Genomic DNA, 20,854 nt, shown 5'->3' on the forward strand with positions numbered 1-20,854 from the left:
CTGCGAACACACGCGTGGACGCGCGTTTTCGCTGGTTGTGGGCTCGGTCGCCGATTCTGCGGCAAGACCCGGGTCTTGCCGCAAGCCCCCCGGTGCGCTATACGTTAGGAGAGGCAGGGAGAGAGATCTCCCTGCCTTTTGTGTTGCCGGGGCTCCGGATGCGCTTCAGGAGGGGTGATCATGCCGACTCCGGGTATGCGCAGTGCGGAAGAGGAGTACTGGGCTGGGGGAGCACTCCTGAACTGAACCTGACCCCGCGAAACGGGAGGACACCATGATCGTCCTCGGCGTCATTCTTCTCATCGTCGGCTTCCTGACGAGCATCAGCATTCTGTGGACGATCGGCATCGTCCTCGTCGTCATCGGACTCGTCCTTTGGATCCTGGGCGCTGTCGGGCACGCCGTCGGCGGCCGCAAGCACTACTACTGATGTGCGCGTGAGCGCGAACCTGCCGCCATCAGTGCCACCGCGTCCCCAGCCTCGCCGAGGGCACTAGAGGTATCCGCAGGACAGAGTTATCCGCAGGACAGCCGGGACGGCCGCCGTGACGCAGCAGGGACCTGCTCACCTCCAATGATCGACGGCCGTCCCGGCCCGGCGTCCACCTCAAGGCCCGGCGTCCACCTGAAGGGGCCTCTCGTGGGGCGTGCCGGGAAGAGGTCCGATACGGGCGGTGAGCAGGGCGATGTCGTCATCGGCGGATGCCGGCACCAGGCGCGTGATCAGCGAGTCGCACAGGTGGTCCAGCGACTGCTGCGGCTCGGTGAGCAGGCGGGCGAGATCGTCGAGGCGTTGGTCGAGGTCACTGCCGCGTGCCTCGACCAGTCCGTCGGTGTAGAGGACGAGCACGCTGCCCCGGGGCAGGGTGAGGTGGGTGGTGGTGAAGTCGACTCCGCCGACGCCCAGCGGCACGCCGGGCGGGGTGTCGACCAGGTAGGCGGTGCCGTCGGGTTCGACCACCGCCGGAGGCGGATGGCCCGCGCGGGTGACGTCGCAGTGGCCGGTCGCCGGATCGCACAGGACGTAGAGGAAGGTGGCCAGCATCGGCTCGGCGAGATCGGCCAGTGTCGCTTCCAGCTGGTGCAGGATTTCGATGGGGGCCATGTCGAGGCGGCCGAGGGTACGAACGCTGGCCGACAGGCGTCCCATGACGGCGGCCGCGTCGATTCCGTGGCCCATGACGTCCCCGATGAGCAGGGCCGCCTTGCCGCCGGGCAGGGAGAGGACGTCGTACCAGTCCCCGCCGACCTCGTTCACGTCGCTGGCGGGCAGATACCGGTGCGCTATCTCGATTCCCGCCGGAGGGGTGATGTGCTGCGGCAGCATACTGCGTTGCAGGACGACCGCCGTCTCGTGTTCGTGCTGGTAGAGACGGGCGTTGTCGATGCCGACTGCGGCCCGGGTGGCGAGCTCGACGGCGAGGGCGGCGTCCTCCGATTCGAACGGGTTTCCAGGTCGGGTACGGCAGAGCGTGGCGACACCGAGAACCAGGTCGCGGGCGATGAGGGGGACCATGAGGAACGAGTGCACGCCGGCGGCGAGCAGCCGGGCGGGCACGGTGGAGTAGCGGGCCGCCGGGGCGATGGACCCCTCGTCGAGGTGGGCGATCATGAATGGCCGGCGTGCCGCGAGGGCCTGGGTGTAGGGGGCGGCGGCGGGGAAGCAGAGGGTTCTGCCGAGGGGCGCGAGGATGCGGGTCACGGCGGATCCGGTCAGCGGCGCCTTGCCGAGGCGCCGTAGTTCAACGCCCGCGGCCAGGCCCGGGCCCGGTTCGTCACCCCGGGCGAGGGCTTCGAGTATGTCGACGGTGACGGCGTCGGCCAGGTACGGGACGGCGAGGTCGGCGAGCGCCTGGGCGGTGCGCTCCAGGTCGAGGCTCGCCCCGATGCGGGCGCTCGCCTCGTTCAGCAGGGCCAGTCGGCGCCGGCCGGCCTCGGCTTCGAGGTGGTCCCGTCGCTGGACGGTGATGTCGACGAGCGTGGCGATCACGCCGATCGGTCGGCCGCCGGGGTCCTGCACGTGCGTGTAGGAGCACGACCACATCCGGTCGTGTCCCGGATCTGCGGGCGTGCGACCGATCCGGTACCGGTCCAGCACCGGCTCACCGGTACGCAACACCTGCCGCATCGCCGTCTCCATCTCCTCGGCGTTCACCTCGGGGAGCACCTCGGCCAGGCGCCGGCCCAGATGGGAGGACTCCGGCAGGCCGTTCATGGCTTCGAGCGCCGCGTTGACCTGGAGGAACCGCAGCTGCGTGTCGAAGACGGCAATACCGACGGGGGAGCGGGAAAACAGCCCGTCCCACACTGCCGACGAGCCGCGGATGCGGCGTGTGGCGTGGGCGTCCGCGGCGAAGACCAGCACCGCGGAGGCACCCTGGTGGCGGTCGGGGACCGGAGAAGCCCAGATCTCCAGTTCGAGGGGATGCCCGTCGCGGTGCCAGGCCGTGACCGTACCCATCACCCCGTGGCCGGTGGCGGCCGTCTCCCACAGCGCCCGGCCCAGAACGCGGTCCGCGCCGGGATGCAGCAGTTCGGCGATGTGGCGACCCACCACCTCCGGCGGTGTGTAACCGAGCAGCTCCTGTGCGGAGTGGCTCCACCGCACGACCGCGCCGTCCGAGCCGGTTGCCATCTGTGCCACCGGCAGCGCGCCCACCCAGCCCCCGGCGTCCTGGGCGGCGCCGCTGACCAGTTCCTCGATCGGCGTCTGCTCACGCATCCGACGCCTCCCACGGGTGACGAGCCACCTCACGTCGACGTGGCCGGGGTCGCAGCCCGCGAAGTCCGTGGGTCGCACCGTCCGCCGGAGGGCGGGCCGGCTGTGCGACGGCGTACGGCGTCACCGGTGAACGGCTTGGACGCCGCACACGGCTTCCCGCGCCCGTGACGGCGGTCCGCAAGCACACTTCGTCCACCTGTCCATCGTCTCCCGGCTCGCTCCGCAGCGCGCCTTGACGGGCCAGGACACCACGGCGTTCGGGCGAGCGCCGACGACGGTGGCCGGGCCGAAGGTGCGGCGCCGCTGTTCCCGGCTCGTACCCGGCGCGTGGGAGGCGGCGCGAAATAATGGCGATTATGGCCGCCATGGCCGGAAGTCCTTGGCCGATTTGGTGACAAGGGCACTGATGTTTCATCATCGTGACTGCACGTCAGTTCTCGGCGTGCGTCGAGGAGACGGGGCGCCGGGGGCCCCCGTTCGCACCGGTTGATCACGCAGGTGAGCCTTCGCTCCCTCGTCGCGACCCTGCGGTGCCTCCTTCACTCCCATTCCCGTCACAAGGCAAAGGCCCATGCCCGCCCAGCAAATTTCGGACCTCATACGTTTCGCCCGCCACAACTCGTCGTTCTACCGGGGGCTTTACGCCTCCCTGCCGCCGCACGTCGACCGCCTCACCGACCTGCCGGTGGTCGACCAACGGGAGTTCTGGGAAGCCAACACGCTTCCCGACAGCCGAGTGCTGACCGGACCGCTCAGCGAGGCCACGGTCTACAAGACCGGCGGTACCACCGGATCGCCGAAGTTCTCCGTCTACACCCGCGACGAGTGGCGCACGTTCGTCACGTCCTTCGGCCAAGGACTCGTGGACGCGGGCCTGCGCCCGGGGCACCGCGTCGCCGACCTCTTCTACGCGGGGGAGCTGTACGCCAGCTTCCTCTTCGTCCTCGACTCGCTCGCCCACGCGCCCGTGGACAACGTCCGCCTGCCCATCGGCGGCGGCGCGCCCCTGGAGTCGACGCTCCCCACGCTGCGCGACCTCGCCGCCCAGGTGCTGGCCGGCACATCCACCACCCTGTGCCGGATCGCCGAACAGGCCATCTCCTCGGGTGCCCGACTGGAGGCGGTGGAGTTGCTGCTCTTCGGCGGCGAGGCCCTCTTCGACGATCAGCGGCGCCTGCTGGCCACCGCGTTCCCGCGCGCCGAGGTCCGTTCCGTCGGATACGCGAGCGTCGACGCCGGTCTCCTCGGCCGCCCCGTACCCGGCTCCGACACCCGGGTGCACCGGGCCTTCACCCCGTACTCGGTCGTCGAGATCCTCGACGACTCCACCGACGAGCCCATCACCGAACCGGGGCGGCCCGGCCGGGTCGTCGTCACCAGCCTGTTCCGCCGCCTCATGCCGATCATCCGCTATCCCGCCGGCGATCGGGCCGAGTGGACCGGCACCGGGCCCGGACACTTCCGCATCCTCGGTCGCGCCGAGGAAGGCGTACGGGTGGGCCCCGTGTCCCTCTACACCCAGGACGCCCAGGACGCCGTGGCCACGGCCGACACCGCGGGGCAGGTGGTCGGCATGCAGCTCGTCGTCCGCCGCTGGGACGGCCGTGACGGCCTCGTCCTGCGACTGGCGACGGCCCCCGGTGACGCGGCAGCCGGTGAGACCGCCCCCGGTGGCGCCGCCGACGTCGCCGCTCGACGGGAGGCGTTGGCCGAGGCCGTCGTCGCCGAGCTGGAGACCGTACGGCCGCTGTACCCGGACAGCGTGCGCGCCGGGTTCGTGCACCCGATGTCGGTCGAATGGGCGTGCCACCGCGACCTCGCCGTCAACCCGCGCTCGGGCAAGCTCGTCCGCGTCCTCGACGAGAGGCCGACCGCATGACCACCACATCCGTGACCGCGAGTGAGACCCAAGACGACGGCGCGGCCGGCGCGGCGGGTCGGCGCGTTCCGCTGATCCTGCGCAATCGCGCCTTCGGCGCCGTGTGGCTGGGCCAGGTCCTCACCCAGGCCGCCGTGCGCATGTTCCAGGTCGGCGTGTCGTGGTGGCTCGTCGCCTACGCCGTGCGGGACGCCCGGGGTCTGGCCTCCGGGATGTTCATGGCGGCCTGCACGCTGCCCGCCGTAGCGCTGGCTCCCGTAGTGGCCGCGACCGTCGGCCGCTTCGCGCACCGTTCGGTCCTGCGGACCGCCGCCGCCCTGGCCGGCGCCGTGGCGGGCGCTTTGGCCCTGTGTGCACAGGGCGAGCACCTGCCGCTGGTCGCCGTGTACGCCGCAGCTCTCGCCCTGGCCACCTGCCAGGCGTTCTTCGACCCCTGTCTGACCACCTCCGTGCCCGAACTCGTCGACGACGGCGACATCGAGACCGCCACCGGCTTCGAGCTGTCCACCCAGTCCCTGGCCGGCCTCGGCGGAGCCCTGCTCGGCGCCCTGATCGTCGACCGTGCCGGGGTGGCCGCCCTGGCCGCCGGTTGTGCGGCCGCCTACCTCGGCGCTGCCGTCCTCGTCGCGAGTGCCCGCTTTCGCGCGGCCGCTGCCGCCGGGACCAGCACGACCACGGAGACCGCCGGGACCGCCGAGATGGCCGAGTTCGCCGGGACCGCCGAGTTCGCCGAGGAGGTCGCGCCCCAGCGGCGCTCGCTCCGCCGCATTCTCGGCGAACTGCCCTACGTACGGGGAATCCTGTTCTGCTTCACCGCGGCGAACCTCTTCACCACCGCCGTGTTCGTCGTCATCCCCCTCTACACCCGCTCGGTCCTGGCGGGCGGTGGCGCCACCGTGGCACTGCTGGAGGCCTCCCTCGGCACCGGCGCGCTGATCGGCGCCTTCACCGGCACCCGAGTGCCGGGGCGTCCCACGGTCGCCGGCGCCTACTGCCTGGGCCTGATGGCCCTCGCCCTGGCGCTGCCCGGGCTGGTCGCCGGCCGCCTGGTCATCGCGGGCTGCCTGGGGGTGACCGGTTGGTGTGCGGGGGCCGTCAGCGTTCGCTTCGTGGCCCTCTTCCAGCGGCTGGTACCGACGGCGGACAAGCCCGGGTTCTTCGCCGTGATGCAGGCCGTGTTGGGTGCCTCCTTGCCGGTCGCGTCCCTGGTGTTCGGCTTCGCGGGCGATTTCCTCTCGCCCCGGACGCTGTGCTTGGCGCAGGGCGTGGGCCTGCTTCCCGCCGCCTGCGCGCTGGCCCTGCTCGGCGGCCCCCGTACATCGGCGGGCAAGCGGTGAAGCCCCTCATCACCGCGGCCGCCTGTGCGGACATCGCGGAACTGCGCCAGCTCTACTACGCCGTCTACGGGCCGCACTACCCCGTGGCCCTCGGAACCGACCCGGCCGAGATGGCCCGGCTCATCGAGGACCCGCACTCCCTGTGGCTCGTCGGTCGCTGCCGCGACAGCGGGGCGCTGACGGCGTCCGCCGCCATCCACGGTGAGGCGGGCAGTCGCATCGGCCGTCTGGAGGGCATCGCGGTACACCCCGCGCACCGCTCGGCGGGCCTGGCAGCCGCCCTCACCGAGGCACTGTGCGCCGGAATGCTGGACACGGGCCGATTGGACTCGGTGTACGCGACCGTACGCACCGTCGGCACCGGCCCGCAGCGGGTCGTCGCGCGCAACGGCTTCCGCCCCCTCGGCATCCTGCCCAACGCCGTCGATCTCCGCAGCCGCGAAAGCCTCGCGCTCTACGCGCGTCACTCCGTCGGCGTGCTCGATCGCCGCGTCCCCGTCGCCGAAGTCCCCTCCCCGATGCTGCCGTTGCTGCGCACCGTCGAGGCCGCGCTCGGCATCGGCTACCCCGGCGTACGGGCCGCCGGCCCGCTCCCGGCAGCGGCCGCGCCGCCCGAGGCCGTCGAGGGGCTGGAGATGATCGAGGCGCCGTCCTTCGTCCGCCGCCGCTTCCGCGAGCGGTTCCCCGACACCCAGGGCTGGTTCTACCCGCTGCACACCCCGAACGTGCTGCTCACCCCCGAAGACGGCCGGTTCGAGGTCTACGCCTACCTCAACCGCGCCGGTGGTTACTGCTCGCTGCTGACCGCCCACCCGGACCCGGCCGCCGCGGCCGCGTACCTCGAACCGGTCACCCGGGCCCTCGCCCGCGCCGGCGCCGGTTACGTCGAGGCCCTGGTTCCGCTCGCCCACCACGAGGCCCTCTCGACGTTCCTGGCCCAGGGCTTCGTCGCCGGGGCCCTCTACCCGGCGATGCGCGCGGACGGTGACGGCTTCCACGACTACGCCGTCCTGTCCCGTTCCAGCGAGCGGATCGACTTCCGCGGCGTCGTCGTCGAACCGTCCCTGCAGCCCTACCTGGACTGCTACGCGTCGGCCTGGGCGTCGACCCACCTGCCCACATCACCCGAGGTTGCCTCATGAACCCACATCTCGCGCCGATCTCCGTACCCGATCCGGCCCTCCTGCCACACGTACAACAACTGTGCGACCTGACCGACCCGTACGCCTGTGGCCCTGCGGAGGACGAACTGTTCGCCGTGGCCATGGCGGAGATCAACGCCTGGCACACCGAGCGCTCCTCGTTCTTCCGTTCCGTCCACCAGGCCACTTCGCCCGCCGAGCCGTACCGCGCGCCGCTCGTCCACGCGAACTTCTTCAAGCGGCACGAGGTGCTCTCCGTCGCGCGCGAGGAGGTGGAGCTGCACCTGACGTCCTCCGGTACCACCGGTCAGAAGTCGCAGATGTTCTTCGACAACTGGACGATCCGCTCCGCCCAACGCATGGTCGCAAGGATCTTCGAGCGCAACGGCTGGCTCACGCCCGACCAGGAAGTCAACTACCTGCTGTACAGCTACGAGCCGTCCCCCTCGCTGAACCTCGGGACCGCCTTCACCGACAACTACCTGTGCGACTTCGCCCCGGCGCGCAGCGTCGAGTACGCGCTGCGCCACACCGGCGGCGACCACGAGTTCGACCCCTTCGGATGCGTCGCCGCGCTGCGCCGCTTCGAACGGGAGGAAGCCCCGGTCCGCATCCTCGGCTTCCCGGCCTTCCTCTTCTTCACCTTGGAACGGATGCGGGCCATGGGGCTGCCCCCGCTGCGCCTGCCCGCGGGTTCCCTCGTCGTCCTCGGCGGCGGCTGGAAGGGGCATGCCGACCGGCGCATCGGCAAGGAGGAGCTGTACGCCCGCGTCACCGAGCAGCTCGGCATCCCGGGGGAGCGGATCCGGGACACCTTCGGGTCGGTGGAGCACTGCATCCCGTACGTCGAGTGCGATCACCACCGGCTGCACGCGCCCGTCTGGTCCCGGGTGACGATCCGCTCCACCCGCACGCTCGAACCTCTGCCCTACGGGGAGCCGGGCTACCTGCACCTGGCCTCCCCCTACATCACCTCGGTACCGGCGCAGAGCGTGGTCATGGGTGACCTCGCTTCACTCCGGCCGGGCGAGGCCTGCGGGTGCGATGTGGGGACCCCGTGGTTCACCGTCCACGGCCGTGCCGGAGTGAGCCGCAACCGCAGCTGCGCGGTGGCCGCGGCAGAACTGATGAAGGGAATGGCGTGACCGAGAACGTGATCGAGACGGAGGCCGAAACGGTGTCCGAGATCGTGATGACCGAGACCGAGACCGAGACCGAAACCGAGACGGTGACCGAGACCGACACCGAGACGGAAAGCCGGCCCGGGGTCGTGGCCCCTTACGACGGGCGCGGCGGCCGGCTCGCGCACCACTACTGGCAGGGCGCCTTCATCGGAGACGAGGAGGCGGGGCGCCGGCTCGCCGACCTGCCGGCCACCGTCGAGACCGCGCTGGCCACGGCGCTGGAGACCGAGACCGTGCTGGCCGCCTGCGACGCTCTCGCCACGGCCTTGCGCGATCCCGTGCACCCCGTACGCGCCCGGCTCGCCGCGCACCTGCCCGACGGGGAGGACCCGGCCGTCCTGGACGAGCTCGGCCGCCTCCTCGGCCGGCGGGAGCTGACCCGCAAACTGCGCCGGGAACTCGGCAGCGCGACTCCCGGCCGGCTGAACCGGCCCGATCCGCGCGAGACGGTCTACGAGGCATGGGCGCCCGTGGGCCTGGTCGCCCACATCGCCCCGGGCAACGCCCCTTTGGTCGCGCCGCTCAGCCTCGTCGAGGGACTGCTCGCCGGAAACGTCAACATCCTCAAGACCAGCAGCGGCGACACCCTCCTGAGCCGGCACGTGATGGCCGAACTCGCCGCCCTGGACCCCAGCGGTGCGCTGGCCGCGCGGATCATCGTCCTGCGCTTCCCGTCCTCCCGGCAGGAATGGCTGCGGCTGATGTGCGCACCCGCGGACGCCGTCGCCGTATGGGGCGGGGAAGGCGCCGTCGAGGGTGTCAGGGCCCACGTTCCGGCCGGCTGCCGGCTGGTGGAATGGGGCCACCGGATCTCCTTCGCCTACCTGACCGGCGACGCCTGGTCGGACGCGGGCACGCTCGACGCACTCGCGCACGACGTCTGCCTCCACGAGCAGCAGGCGTGTTCCAGCCCTCAGGTGGTGTACCTCGACACCGAGGACGAGGGCGAGGTCTTCGCCTTCGCCGAACGTTTCGCCGCCGTCCTCGCGGGCCGGCCGCCGGCCGCCCTCCCCGCTTCCACGAACGGGCCCGATCCCGCGGAGGAGGCCGAACTGACCACCACCGAGCTGGTGGCCCGGCTGGAGGAACACCTGGGCCTGACGCGGGTGTTCGCCGCGCCCGACGGTTCGTGGCGCGTCATGGCGGACACCCGGTCCCCGCTCACCGCCTCGCCGCTGCACCGCAGTGTGTGGGTCAAGCCCCTGGCCCGAAGGTCGCTGATCACCACCCTGCGCCCGATGCGCCGCTACCTGCAGACGGCGGGCTTGGCCGGAAGCCGGACCGAGATCGCCGAGCTCTCCCGTACCCTCCTGGCCGCCGGTGCGACCCGTGTCACGCCGGTCGGCGCCATGCTGGACAGCTACGCGGGCGAGCCGCACGACGGCGTCTACGCGCTCCAGCGCTACAGCCGTCGCGTCGCCGTCCAGGCCGACCGGGCCCGTTTCGCCACCACCGCCTGCCTGGACGACCTGGCCGGGCCCGTGGACCTGCCGCGGCCCTCAGGCCCGCTGCTGGGCAAGGAGGAGGTGCAGGAACGAAACCGGCAGGTCACGCGGGACGATGCCGAGCTGTACTTCCGCAGCGGCGGCAGCACCGGCGCACCGGCGCTGTCGATCTTCAGCTACGACGACTACGACACGCAGATGCACGCCGCCGCCCGCGGCCTGCTCGCCGCGGGCTACGACCCGGTCGGGGACCGCACGGCCAACCTCTTCTACTGCGGCTCGATGTACGGCAGCTTCATCAGCTTCTTCTCAGTGCTGGAGCGGCTCGGCGGCGTACAGCTGCCGCTGTCCGCGGGGCCGGACCACCGGGCGACGGCCCGGGCCCTCATCGACCACGGGGCCGACACCCTCTTCGGAATGCCCTCCTACCTCTGGCAACTGCTCCACGCCGAGGCCGACGCGCTGCGCGCGTACGGAGGCCTCCGCAAGATCTTCTACGGCGGGGAGCACTTCACGCAGGAGCAACAACGCACCCTGAAGGCCACGTTCGGCATCGAGGTCGTGCGCTCGATCACCTACGGCAGCACCGACCTCGGGCCGCTGGGCTACCAGTGCGCCGAGAGCTCCGGCGGCGTCCACCACCTCCACGCCGACCTCCACACGATGGAGATCCTGGACCTGACCGAGGACCGGCCGGTGGCCCCGGGCGAGACGGGTCGGCTGGTCTTCACCACGCACGCACGACGAGGCCAGCACCTGGGCCGGTACGTGATCGGTGACCTCGGCCGTCAGGTCGCCGGCCGCTGCGCCTGCGGCCGGCACGCGCCGCGCTTCGAGCTGAGGGGGCGCACCGGTGACGTGATGCGGGTGGCGACGTACTTCCTCAATCACCGCCGTTTCCTGGATCTGGCCGAGGACGGGGGTCACCGCGGCGAGCTGCAGATACGGCTCGACGCCACGGAGACGCGCGAGCGGCTGACCGTAAGGGTGGAGCGCGGCGGAGCGACGGACCCGGAGCGGCTGCGGGGGACGTTCCTGGCCGGCTACCCGGAGCTCCGCTCGGCGGTGACGGAGGGGCTGCTGGACCTGGCGGTCGAGGCGGTCGACGGTGCCTCGCTGGACCGCAGCCCGACCAGCGGCAAGCTCCTCGCGGTGGTGGACAGGCGCCGCTAGGCCGCCGTCTGCCATTCGGGCGCTTTTAGAGGGTGCCGGGGGGCCTGTCAAGTCCCGACTTTCCGGAACGTGACCGGGGTGTGCCGGTCGACGCTTACTTGTGGTGCGGGCCTCACCGAGAAGGAAACGAGGCAAGACCGAAGAAAAGAAATACCTCGCAGAGGATTTCCTTCTCCACCAAAGTCACCGCATTCGTTCCGGAAACCCGGGGCGGTCAATCCCTTCAGGACAAGTAGGAGAAAGTCATGAACCGCAAGATTCGCACCAACAACGTCGCCCGTCCCAACCGTCGCGGTTTCCGCCTCGCGACACTGGTCGCCTCGGCCGCCGTGATCACAGGAGGGATCGCCCTCCCGGCGTCCGCCGCGGTCGCCGCTCCGGTGCCCGCCCACGTGGTGACGGCCTTCCACACGGGTGGCGGCGCCGGCGGGGACGGTGGTGACGGCGGGGGCGGCCTCATCGGCGGCGGTGGCGGCTCCGGCGGCTCCGGGGGCGGCAGCGTCCTGGGCACCGGTGGTAACGGCGGCAACGGTGGCAAGGGCGGGACCGGTGTCCTCTCCGGTGGAGGCGGTGGCGGCGGCGGTGGCGGCGGCGACGGCGTGATCGGCGGCAACGGCGGCAAGGGCGGGGACGGCGGCGGCGGCCTGTTCGGCGGCAACGCCGGTGGCGGCGGTGGCGGCGGCGACGGCGTCCTGGTCGGCGGCAACGGCGGCAAGGGCGGCAAGGGCGGCGACGGCGTCTTCCAGGGCGGCAGCGGCGGCAAGGGCGGCAAGGGTGGCCACGGCGGCATCTTCGGTGGCCTCGGCGGCGGCGGTGGCGCCGGAGGACGCAGCATCTTCTGAGCCGGTCCGTTCCCAGTGGGGTGGAGGCCCCAGAGGCCTCCCCCCCCCCGACACCCTCCTCTCATCCCTCCCCATCCCTGATCGGTCCCGACCGCCAGTCCGGCGACACCCGGGACGCAGCGCCCGCAAGCGAGTACCCGTGCGGACGGAAACGGAGAACCCCATGTTCAGAAGTACCTGGCAGCGTCCGCTCATCCTGGCGGCGGCCTCGCTGGCTCTCTTCACCGGCACGGCGTGCGCCGCGCAAGCGTCCGAGCCCCACATGCGGGCCGGCATCAGCTCCAAGGCCGTCGCCGACCACCCGAAGCCCTGTGCCGCTTTCGGCAAGGGCGGGGCGGGCGGGGAAGGCGGTGAGGGCGGAAAGGGTGGCGAGGGCGGTCAGCCCGGTCAGCCCGGTCAGCCCGGCAAGCCCGGTCGTTCCGGTTGCCTCCGGTTCGACGACCTGCCCGACAAGCCGAAGTCGAAGCTGACGGTGGTGGACAAGGTGTACATCGTGATGGTGCTCGTCGCCGACGACTCGGACGCGACGAAGGACAAGATCGCCAAGAAGTACGACATCTCGCACGACCAGCTCGACACCTGGAAGCAGGACTACCTCGACGGCGACTGGTTCGCCCTGATGGGAGGAGATTTCCCCTCCTGAACCCGCACGGGACGAAGGTGCTGAACCAGGGGAGGGAAGTCTCGGGGAAGAAACGAGGCCGGCGGATTCAACCGTCGGCCTCGTCTTGTAAGAAGGCGCGGGCAGCGAGCGAGCGGAATCGCGTCACGGAAAAGCGATGTCTACGACAAGGGTGAATGTCATGCGTGTGCGTTCTTGGAAGTTCCGTCTCGGTCTCGTCATCTCCTCGACCCTGGTAGGTGCCGGTGCGATGGCGCCGGCGGCCACGGCCGCGCCGACGTACCAGCCGGTCTCGGCGTCCGTGGGCCACTCCCTCGGCTCGCCGTTCGGCAACGGTGCAAGTCGCCCGGGCGCGGGCCGGTTGGGGGCCGGCGGCTCGGTGCTCGGCAACGTCAAACTGGGCAACGGCAACGTCAAGGTGGGAAACGGCAGTGTCCGCGTCGGTGATCGGATATGCGCGGGCAACTGCACGGGATCGGTCAACGGCACCAAGGGCGGCAGCGGCGGTATCTGCGCCGGGCTGTGCAACGGCAGCGCCAACGGCGGCGACGGCACCGAGGGCGGTCCGGGCGGCAACGGCACGAACGGCGGCAAGGGCGGTATCTGCGCCGGGGTCTGCAACGGCAGCGGCAACGGCGGCAACGGCGGCAACGGCGGGGCCGCGCCCCCCGGTGGTGACGGCGGCGACGGCGGCCGGGGCGGCAACGGCGGTATCTGCGTCGGAACCGGTTGCGAGACCAGCGGACAGGGCGGCCGCGGCGGCAACGGCGGCGCCGGCTGACGACCGTGGGGGCCCGGGGCTGTCTGTGGGACGACGACCCGAGGCCCCTGTCGCCCGGCACACGTGTGGATCACTGGATAGACTTCGGGTAGGCAGCGTCGTCCGCGGCGGGCGACGCTCGTGTCCGGCGGCGCGATGCGGAGTACGCGTGCGAAGACCGGTCACGGACCATCGAGGACGGGGTCGGCATGATCGACACCTTCACCCACGGGCACCGCGGCGGCGCCGGGCCTCGCCGGGGCTCGCCGGTCCGGTCGGGGGACGGGGGCGCCCGATGAGTTCGAGATCCGACCTGAGCGTGTACACGGATCGAGCATCCGGTCTGATCGGCAAGCAGATCGCGGGCTACCGCGTCGACAGCATGATCGGCCGCGGTGGCATGGCCGTCGTCTACTGCGCGAAGGACCTGCGCCTGGACCGGACGGTCGCGCTCAAGCTGATCGCCCCGGAACGCGCCCGTGACGACACGTTCCGGCGCCGCTTCACCCACGAATCGAGGGTGGCGGCGCAGATCGACCACCCCCACATCGTCCCGATCTACGAGGCCGGTGAAACCGACGGCGTCCTCTACATCGCCATGCGCTACGTGGCCGGCCTGGACCTGAGGGCCCTGCTGGACCGGGACGGCCCGCTCCCCGTCGCGACCGCCCTGCGCATCGGCACCCAGGTGGCATCCGCCCTCGACGCGGCCCACGAGCACGACCTGGTGCACCGCGACGTCAAGCCCGGAAACATCCTGGTCACCACGGGCACCGACAGCGACCATCCCGAGCACGTCTACCTCACGGATTTCGGGCTGACGAAGAGGTCACTGGCCCTCACGGGGTTCACCACCGCGGGCGAGTTCGTCGGCACCGTCGACTACATGGCGCCGGAACAGATCTCCGGCCGGCCGGTGGAAGGCAGGTGCGATCTCTACAGCCTCGCCTGCGTCGTCTACGAATCCCTCGCCGGCGGCCCGCCCTTCGAGCGTGACGACGACGTACTGGCGCTGCTCTGGGCACACCAGTACGACGCGCCCCCCGCCCTGACCGAAAGGCGGCCGGGGATCGGGCCCGCCGCCGATGACGTCATGGCGAAGGCCCTGGCGAAGATCCCCGAGGACCGTTACGGCACTTGCCTGGAATTCATGGCGGCCCTGCGTGCCGCGACGGTGGTCGGCGCCGGCAAGGGTGCCGAGGTGTCGTCCCCGACGGAGGCCCGCCCTCCCGCGACGGCGGTGAACACGCCGCCGCCGCAGCCACCCCGCTGGGCGCGGCCGGTCTTCCGCTGCCTTCCGGGCATGGCGTAGTTCCGCGCCCGCAGGGAAGTCCCCGCCCACCCGGATACGGGTGGGCGGGGACTTCCCTGCGGGCGCGGCGTCGCCGGCCGGCGATCGTTACTCGGGAGGCCGGGGGGTCACAGACCCAGGGAGATGGCCAGTCGGGTCATTTCCGCCGTGCTGGTGATGCCCAGCTTGGCTCGGATGCGGCGGAGGTACGCGTCGACCGTGTGCTTGGAGAGCCCCATGTGGCGGGCCGTCTGGAGGTAGGTGCGCCCGGCGGCGATGTGCCGCAGCGCTTCCTGCTCCCGGGGGGCCAGCGTAGGTACAGCGGTGTGGGTCTGCGGAGTGGCGAGTGTGAGGCTCATGGGATTTCCTCCGACGGATCGGGTCGGTCATCGCTGCTCGCGCCCTCGGAAGCAGGGGACATATAGGTGAATGTCACTGTTTGTCCCTACTGAAAAGCTTGTTCGCGCGACGTCATCACCGTGTCCGTCGACTGTCACAGGCGTGTCACAGGGGACACCTGTGCGGTGTGTCCTCAGCTGTCCTCAGAACCCGACGAGGGACTGCTCGGCCCAGATGGTCTTGCCGATGGGGGCGTGCCGGGTGCCCCAGCGCTGGGCGAGCTGGGCGACCAGGAGCAGGCCCCGCCCTCCCTCGTCGAAGATCCGGGCCCGCCGCATGTGGGGCGCAGTGCTGCTCGCGTCGGAGACTTCGCAGATCAGAGTGCTGTTCTCGCTCTCGTGGATCAGCCGCAGCTGGATCGGCGGCTCGCCGTAGCGGATGGCGTTGGTGACGAGTTCACTGACCACGAGCTCGGTGACGAAGCCGGCCTCCTCCAGCCCCCAAGCCGTCAACTGTTCGTTTGCGTACCGGCGGGCCTGGGCGACGACAGAGGGGTCGGAGGCCAGGTCCCAGACGACGACCTGGTCGGCATGGAGGGCTCGGGTGCGGGCGACGAGCAGGGCCACGTCATCCTCGGGCGGATGGGTCAACATGGCCGTCAGGACGCGGTCGCAGACCGTTTCCAGCGTGGAGGCGGGTCGGATGAGGGCCTCGAACATGTTGTCCAGGGCGTCGTCGATGTCGTGGTCGCGGGCCCGAAGCAGTCCGTCGGTGTACAGGGTGAGGACGCTGCCTTCCGCAAGCTCGACCTCTGCGGCCTCGAAGGGCAGGCCCCCCAGGCCCAGCGGCGGGCCGGCGGGCACGTCGAGGAGGTAGACGGAGCCTTCCGGCGAGACCACGACGGGCGGGGGATGGCCGGCCCGGGCGACGGTGCAACGGCGGGTGACCGGGTCGTAGACCACGTACAGGCAGGTGGTGCCGATACCCCCGGAGGCCTCCGCCGAGGCGTCCTGGTCGGCCTCGTCGGCGGAAAGGTGGATGATGAGGTCGTCAAGGTAAGTGAGCAGCTCGTCGGGGGGCAGGTCGACATCGGCCAGGGTCCGTACCGCGGTGCGCAACCGGCCCATCGTGGCGGTGGCACGGATGCCGTGGCCGACGACGTCGCCGACGACCAAGGCCACCCGCGCGCCGGACAGCGGGATCACGTCGAACCAGTCGCCGCCCACGCCCGCCCCGGTGCCGGCGGGCAGATAGCGCGAGGCGATCTCGAGTGCGGCCTGCGTCGGCATCGTGTGCGGGAGCAGGCTGCGCTGCAGCGTCATCGTGGTGGTGTGCTCCCGGGTGTACCTGCGTGCCCTGTGGATGCCGGCGGCCGCTCTGGTCGTCAGTTCCTCGGCCAGCCACAGGTCTTCCGGCTGGAACGGCTCCCGGTGTTGGTGACGGCTGAAGAAGGCCAAGCCGAACGTGATGCCGTCGGCATGCAGCGGCAGGACCATCATCGAGTGGGTGCCGTCTCCGCTGATCCGGGCGGCTCCCACGTCCTGGGCCACCCACCGGGCGATGCCCGGGTCGGCCCTCCCGTAGACGGCGCCTCGGCCCGCGGCCAGACACTCAACGGGAGGTGACAGCGGGGGATAGACGGTCGTCTCCCCGACCCCCACCTCGACTTCCGTGTTTCCCGCGAGGATCGAGCGCGCGGCGGTACGGCGCGCGGCGACGGGCCCTGCCGCCGGGCGGGAAGACGGGTCGTCCCCACGAGGGGGCGGCTCCAGCAGGTCGACGACCGCGAAGTCGGCGAGCCGGGGAACGGCGATGTCCGCCAGTTCCTGCGCGGTGCGGGCGCTGTCGAGGGTGGTGCCGATGACGGGCTCCGCGTGTTCGGGCAGGAGCATTTCCTGACGATCGGCCTCGATGGCGATCCGGTCGTGCGCGGCCAGGTACACGGCGACGATCCGGCCGTCCGAATCCCGCAACGGGGCCAGGGAGGTGGCCCAGCCGCGCTTCTCCGTGCCCGCGCCCGGGGATCGCACGAAGGCGTGCACGTACTGCGGTTCACCCGTCTCCAACGTCAGTCGCATACTGCGCTCGGTGTCGTCGCTCACCGGATCCGGCGCGATCTCGGGCAGGCGCAGCCCGCGCATCTCGGCCTCCGTGAGGGAAAGCGCGCGCTCCATGCCGGCGTTCGCCCGTACCAGCCGCAGTTCCGCATCGAAGATCGCCAGGAGGCAGGGGGACTGGGTGAAAGCCCATTCGTTCAACGCATCGTCCGTCGGCGTGCGGGATGTCGTCGCCACGGCGGACACCACGGACCACTTGGTGGTCCCGCCGGTCGATGTCCAGCGGTGGGCGAGCACTGCCCGTTCCAGGCGTAGGCCGTTACGGTGCCGCAGCGCCACGGTGCCGCTCCAGCGTTCCTGCCCGGGCGGGATCCGCCACGACGTATCGGCGGCGCCGCCGGCGAGCAGGCGGGCGGCGGGCAGGCCCACGACCTCGGAGGGGGCGTAACCGAGCAGGCGACTGGCGCCTTCGCTCCACTCGGTGACCGTGCCCTGGTCGTTGATGCTGGCCGTCGCCGAGTATGTCGGCTCGGGGGAGGCGTCCGCCTTCTCCGGGTGCTCTCCGGGAGAGGTGGGAAGTCGCTCCATCGTCGCTCATCTCGCCGTCGCTAGTCCTGCCCGCCGTCACGCGGGAACCTGCACGGGCTCCACTGACAAGCATCATCCGGCGGGGCGACGAGCACCAACGCAGCGCGGTGACGAGGGTGGCCGGGGTCGGAACGTACGGTCACGAGGGGTGCCGGGGTCGGCATGGCGGCCGGTGAACCGGGCTGCCGGCTGATCCCGCGCGTGCGGGTCGGGCTCCCTCCCGGGCGAGCCCGACCCGCAGGTCTGTATGGCGGTATCGCCCACGGCGCCCGCTCCGGGTGGAGCGGGCGCCGTGCCGTCACCTGTCGCGCTTGTCAGTGGTGGTTGTGGTCGTGGTCGTGGTCGTAGTGGTGGTGGTGGTGGTCGTAGTCGTGGTCGTGGTCGCAGTAGTAGTAGTCGTGGTGGTTGTAGTGGTGATGGTCGTAATAGCAGTCGTAGTAGTAGTCGTGGTCGTGGTGGTGCCTGTCGTGGTGGTCGTGATTCCAGTCGTGGCTCTGGACGACGCTCGCCACCGGTGTGGCGGGCAAGGCGGAGACCGTCGCCGCCGAGGCCGGGAGGATGGCGGCACCGGACAACAGGGCGCCCGAGACCAGAATCATCGCGAGGCGCGAGCCCCGACGGTTGGGACGGGTCGTGTCATTGGTGTGAGCGTTGCTGGTCATGATTTCTCCTACGATGAGTGTGCCGATATCTGAGTGAACCGGTGGACCGTCTCAAGGGCGCCGATTCGATGAGAAGGAACGTTCTCGGAAAGGAATTCCGTCTTACCGTTCCGCCCTTTCGCCTTTCCGGCGAGGTCCGTGCTTCAAGTAAGCCCGCGCCGCCGGGCAGGGTCATGTTCCGAGGACTCGGGACTTGACGCGGTCAGGAGACGCAGGTAAAAGCGGCGTGAAGCGCGGCGGACGGGCGGCCGAACCCTTGAGCGGCGGACCGGCATGGATATCCGTTCGGACCATGCCGACCACAGGCCGGTCGGAAGCGGGCGCCGTGGGCCGGTACTGGGGCACGGCGTCGGAGCGCGCCGGGCCGGCCCAGGGCGGCGCCGGGGACGTCGCGGCCTCCCCACCCTCTCTTCCCCGTCCCGCTTCGTCCTCGTCCCCTTCCGTCCCTGCCGCTTCCGGCCGGGGCTGGACGCGCCTGTACTTGCCCAGGCCCCCTTTCCTCGGGTGGCCGCCGGCCCCTGTCAAGTCCCGAAAAGTCGCGCCATGACGCGACCCGAGGCCAAGGGCTTACTCAAGACGTGGGCCACCGCAGCGAGTGGCCCATCCGCGTCAGCTCGTGATGGGACGGGGCCGCCCGGCTCCGTCTTCACGTTTTTTTGCGAGAGCGGCACTTTCATGATTCACGTCTCCGGGACGTGGAGCGATAATGGCCAGAGGAGTAGGCAATGCGGATAACCATCGTTTCCCCGATGTCCCACGACGAGGGGAGAGTGTCGTGACCTCCCTACCTCCTCCGTCCGAGCGCCCCACCGGCCCCCCGTCCGGTCCGTTGTCCGCTCGGCCGACGGATGAGCAGTCGTCCCCGCCCGGCCTTCCGCCACCAGCCGGGCCACCGCCGCCGTCAGGGCCCCCCGCCTCGCGGGCCGGCGGGGGCGAGCCGGACGACCCGGGCCGGCGCAGCGGAGGGGCGGCTCACGGGTGGCGGTCGCGCAGAACGGTGCTGGGCGCCGGCGCGGCAGTGGGCATCGCGACGGCGGTGGTCCTCGGCTTCACCGTCATGGGCGGGAACAAGGCAAGCGGCGGCGAGGTCTTCCTCCAGGCCACTTCGGCGGCCGGTCTCGATCCGTTCACTCCCTCGACTGCCACGGCGTCCGAGCAAACCGCAGTCACGCCCGCCATGGCCAACGCGTCGAAGACGGGCCCGAGTGGTGCGCGCACCCTTGAGGTCGATGGCGCGCAGCCGGGACTGTACGGAGGTACGCGGAACGTCGCGAGCTGCGATGTCGAGAAGCAGATTCAGTTCCTCACAAAACACACGGACAAGCGGAAGGCCTTCGCCGAACCCCTGCACGTCCAGGAGTCGGGGGTCCCCTCCTACCTGCGGTCACTGACGCCCGTTCGGCTCAGTTGGGACACCCGGGTCACCAATCACGGGTACAGGAACGGCGCGACCACCAGTTACCAGGCGGTCCTTCAGGCGGGCACGCCCGTCCTGGTCGACAACCACGGCGTACCTCGCGTCCGCTGCGCCTGCGGCAACCCCCTGGCTCCGCCCATCGCCGTCAAAGGCGCGCAGACGTACAGCGGCAAACAGTGGTCGTCCTTCAGGTCATCCGATCTCGTTGCGGTCAAGCCTGCCGAGAAGCCGGTGAAGGCCGTCACGATGTTCGATCAGAATCACAAGGGTTGGTACGAGCGCCCGAGCGGCGACGTGCGGGGCAGGCATGACCACGAGATTCCTGCCCCCAGCGGCCAAAAGCCCGACTCGCCGTATCCGGTCCTTCCCGCGCCTCAGCAGGAACCAGGGGTGAAGCCCCCGGACACGCACCAGGACAAGAGCCCGAGCAAGGAGCCGAACAAGGACCAGGGGAATACGCCGGACAAGAACCAGCAGCCCGGCAAGGATCAGAACAAGGTCCCTGACAAGAGCCAGAATCCGGGTCAGGATCAGGGGAACACGCCGGACAAGAACCAGCAGCCCGGCAAGGATCAGAACAAGGTCCCTGACAAGAGCCAGAATCCGGGTCAGGATCAGGGGAACACGCCGGACAAGAACCAGCAGCCCGGCAAGGATCAGAACAAGGTCCCTGACAAGAGCCAGAATCCGGGTCAGGACCAGGGGAACACGCCGGACAAGAACCAGCAGCCCGGCAAGGATCAGAACAAGGTCCCTGACAAGAATCAGAATCCGGGTCAGGACCAGGGGAACACGCCGGACAAGAACCAGCAGCCCGGCAAGGATCAGAACAAGGTCCCTGACAAGAATCAGAATCCGGGTCAGGACCAGGGGAACACGCCGGACAAGAACCAGCAGCCCGGCAAGGATCAGAACAAGGTCCCTGACAAGAGCCAGAATCCGGGTCAGGACCAGGGGAACACGCCGGACAAGAACCAGCAGCCCGGCAAGGATCAGAACAAGGTCCCTGACAAGAGCCAGAATCCGGGTCAGGACCAGGGGAACACGCCGGACAAGAACCAGCAGCCCGGCAAGGATCAGAACAAGGTCCCTGACAAGAGCCAGAATCCGGGTCAGGACCAGGGGAACACGCCGGACAAGAACCAGCAGCCCGGCAAGGATCAGAACAAGGTCCCTGACAAGAGCCAGAATCCGGGTCAGGACCAGGGGAACACGCCGGACAAGAACCAGCAGCCCGGCAAGGACCAGAACAAAGTTCCTGACAAGAACCAGAACCCGGGTCAAGGTCAGGGCGATCAGCCGGATCAGGGCCCAGGGCAGAAGACCGGCGGCCAGCCCGGCCAAGAGCAGCCGTCCGGCTGATCCTGAGATTCCCGATGCCCGGGGATGGAGAC

15 protein-coding genes are annotated in these 20,854 nt (G+C 70.5%); 11 read left to right on the forward strand and 4 right to left on the reverse strand.

Annotated elements, in window-relative coordinates; genetic code table 11:
• Positions 1–274: 274 nt before the first annotated feature.
• Positions 275–430, forward strand: coding sequence for a DUF6131 family protein (locus ACV7NM_RS30150; RefSeq protein WP_168713964.1), 156 nt, complete (start codon positions 275–277; stop codon positions 428–430).
• A 177-nt stretch (positions 431–607) separates the two neighbouring features.
• Here ACV7NM_RS30150 and ACV7NM_RS30155 read toward each other — a convergent pair whose 3' ends face one another.
• Positions 608–2,722: a SpoIIE family protein phosphatase gene (locus ACV7NM_RS30155; protein WP_463413268.1), complete on the reverse strand. Its 2,115-nt coding sequence runs from the start codon at positions 2,720–2,722 to the stop codon at positions 608–610.
• A 571-nt stretch (positions 2,723–3,293) separates the two neighbouring features.
• Here ACV7NM_RS30155 and ACV7NM_RS30160 point away from each other — a divergent pair.
• From ACV7NM_RS30160 to ACV7NM_RS30200, 9 genes are all read left to right on the forward strand, one after another.
• Entirely contained in the window at positions 3,294–4,601 is a 1,308-nt protein-coding gene (locus ACV7NM_RS30160) for a phenylacetate--CoA ligase family protein (protein WP_463413269.1), read from the forward strand.
• The gene (locus tag ACV7NM_RS30165) at positions 4,598–5,938 is read left to right on the forward strand and encodes an MFS transporter (RefSeq protein ID WP_463413270.1); all 1,341 of its coding nucleotides are present in this window, start codon (positions 4,598–4,600) and stop codon (positions 5,936–5,938) included. The genes ACV7NM_RS30160 and ACV7NM_RS30165 overlap by 4 nt, the downstream gene beginning before the upstream one ends.
• Positions 5,935–7,080, forward strand: coding sequence for a GNAT family N-acetyltransferase (locus tag ACV7NM_RS30170; RefSeq protein ID WP_463413271.1), 1,146 nt, complete (start codon positions 5,935–5,937; stop codon positions 7,078–7,080). Before ACV7NM_RS30165 ends, ACV7NM_RS30170 begins: the two co-directional genes overlap by 4 nt.
• The gene (locus ACV7NM_RS30175) at positions 7,077–8,225 is read left to right on the forward strand and encodes a LuxE/PaaK family acyltransferase (RefSeq protein WP_463413272.1); all 1,149 of its coding nucleotides are present in this window, start codon (positions 7,077–7,079) and stop codon (positions 8,223–8,225) included. Before ACV7NM_RS30170 ends, ACV7NM_RS30175 begins: the two co-directional genes overlap by 4 nt.
• The gene (locus tag ACV7NM_RS30180) at positions 8,222–10,882 is read left to right on the forward strand and encodes an acyl-CoA reductase (RefSeq protein WP_463413273.1); all 2,661 of its coding nucleotides are present in this window, start codon (positions 8,222–8,224) and stop codon (positions 10,880–10,882) included. The genes ACV7NM_RS30175 and ACV7NM_RS30180 overlap by 4 nt, the downstream gene beginning before the upstream one ends.
• Before the next feature lie 245 nt (positions 10,883–11,127).
• Complete coding sequence (locus ACV7NM_RS30185) at positions 11,128–11,724, forward strand: hypothetical protein (protein WP_463413274.1); 597 nt, start codon at positions 11,128–11,130, stop codon at positions 11,722–11,724.
• Between the two features lie 163 nt (positions 11,725–11,887).
• Positions 11,888–12,367 carry a hypothetical protein gene (locus ACV7NM_RS30190; protein ID WP_463413275.1) on the forward strand — a complete coding sequence of 160 codons (480 nt, stop codon included), beginning with the start codon at positions 11,888–11,890 and terminating at the stop codon, positions 12,365–12,367.
• A gap of 160 nt (positions 12,368–12,527) precedes the next feature.
• Entirely contained in the window at positions 12,528–13,127 is a 600-nt protein-coding gene (locus tag ACV7NM_RS30195; protein WP_463413276.1) for a hypothetical protein, read from the forward strand.
• Between the two features lie 274 nt (positions 13,128–13,401).
• Positions 13,402–14,418 carry a serine/threonine-protein kinase gene (locus ACV7NM_RS30200; protein WP_463413277.1) on the forward strand — a complete coding sequence of 339 codons (1,017 nt, stop codon included), beginning with the start codon at positions 13,402–13,404 and terminating at the stop codon, positions 14,416–14,418.
• A gap of 107 nt (positions 14,419–14,525) precedes the next feature.
• On the opposite strand, the gene ACV7NM_RS30205 is transcribed toward ACV7NM_RS30200, so the two are convergent.
• The 3 genes from ACV7NM_RS30205 to ACV7NM_RS30215 all read right to left on the reverse strand — a co-directional run bounded on the left by ACV7NM_RS30205 (position 14,526) and on the right by ACV7NM_RS30215 (position 18,043).
• Complete coding sequence (locus ACV7NM_RS30205) at positions 14,526–14,756, reverse strand: response regulator transcription factor (protein WP_463413278.1); 231 nt, start codon at positions 14,754–14,756, stop codon at positions 14,526–14,528.
• Between the two features lie 183 nt (positions 14,757–14,939).
• Complete coding sequence (locus tag ACV7NM_RS30210; protein WP_463413279.1) at positions 14,940–17,381, reverse strand: SpoIIE family protein phosphatase; 2,442 nt, start codon at positions 17,379–17,381, stop codon at positions 14,940–14,942.
• A gap of 314 nt (positions 17,382–17,695) precedes the next feature.
• The gene (locus tag ACV7NM_RS30215; protein ID WP_463413280.1) at positions 17,696–18,043 is read right to left on the reverse strand and encodes a hypothetical protein; all 348 of its coding nucleotides are present in this window, start codon (positions 18,041–18,043) and stop codon (positions 17,696–17,698) included.
• Between the two features lie 1,018 nt (positions 18,044–19,061).
• On the opposite strand from ACV7NM_RS30215, the gene ACV7NM_RS30220 reads away from it, so the two are divergent.
• A complete protein-coding gene (locus tag ACV7NM_RS30220; protein WP_463413281.1) occupies positions 19,062–20,822 on the forward strand; it encodes a DUF6777 domain-containing protein in 1,761 nt (586 codons plus the stop codon).
• Positions 20,823–20,854 lie beyond the last annotated feature (32 nt).

The organism is Streptomyces sp. Tek67B01, from assembly GCF_055231995.1.

Coding starts and splice junctions, on each gene's coding strand:
- ACV7NM_RS30210 (WP_463413279.1), bottom strand. CDS start 17,381: ATGGAGCGACTTCCCACCTCTCCCGGAGAGCACCCGGAGAAGGCGGAC.
- ACV7NM_RS30205 (WP_463413278.1), bottom strand. CDS start 14,756: ATGAGCCTCACACTCGCCACTCCGCAGACCCACACCGCTGTACCTACG.
- ACV7NM_RS30175 (WP_463413272.1), top strand. CDS start 7,077: ATGAACCCACATCTCGCGCCGATCTCCGTACCCGATCCGGCCCTCCTG.
- ACV7NM_RS30215 (WP_463413280.1), bottom strand. CDS start 18,043: ATGACCAGCAACGCTCACACCAATGACACGACCCGTCCCAACCGTCGG.
- ACV7NM_RS30190 (WP_463413275.1), top strand. CDS start 11,888: ATGTTCAGAAGTACCTGGCAGCGTCCGCTCATCCTGGCGGCGGCCTCG.
- ACV7NM_RS30165 (WP_463413270.1), top strand. CDS start 4,598: ATGACCACCACATCCGTGACCGCGAGTGAGACCCAAGACGACGGCGCG.
- ACV7NM_RS30195 (WP_463413276.1), top strand. CDS start 12,528: ATGCGTGTGCGTTCTTGGAAGTTCCGTCTCGGTCTCGTCATCTCCTCG.
- ACV7NM_RS30160 (WP_463413269.1), top strand. CDS start 3,294: ATGCCCGCCCAGCAAATTTCGGACCTCATACGTTTCGCCCGCCACAAC.
- ACV7NM_RS30200 (WP_463413277.1), top strand. CDS start 13,402: ATGAGTTCGAGATCCGACCTGAGCGTGTACACGGATCGAGCATCCGGT.
- ACV7NM_RS30185 (WP_463413274.1), top strand. CDS start 11,128: ATGAACCGCAAGATTCGCACCAACAACGTCGCCCGTCCCAACCGTCGC.
- ACV7NM_RS30155 (WP_463413268.1), bottom strand. CDS start 2,722: ATGCGTGAGCAGACGCCGATCGAGGAACTGGTCAGCGGCGCCGCCCAG.
- ACV7NM_RS30150 (WP_168713964.1), top strand. CDS start 275: ATGATCGTCCTCGGCGTCATTCTTCTCATCGTCGGCTTCCTGACGAGC.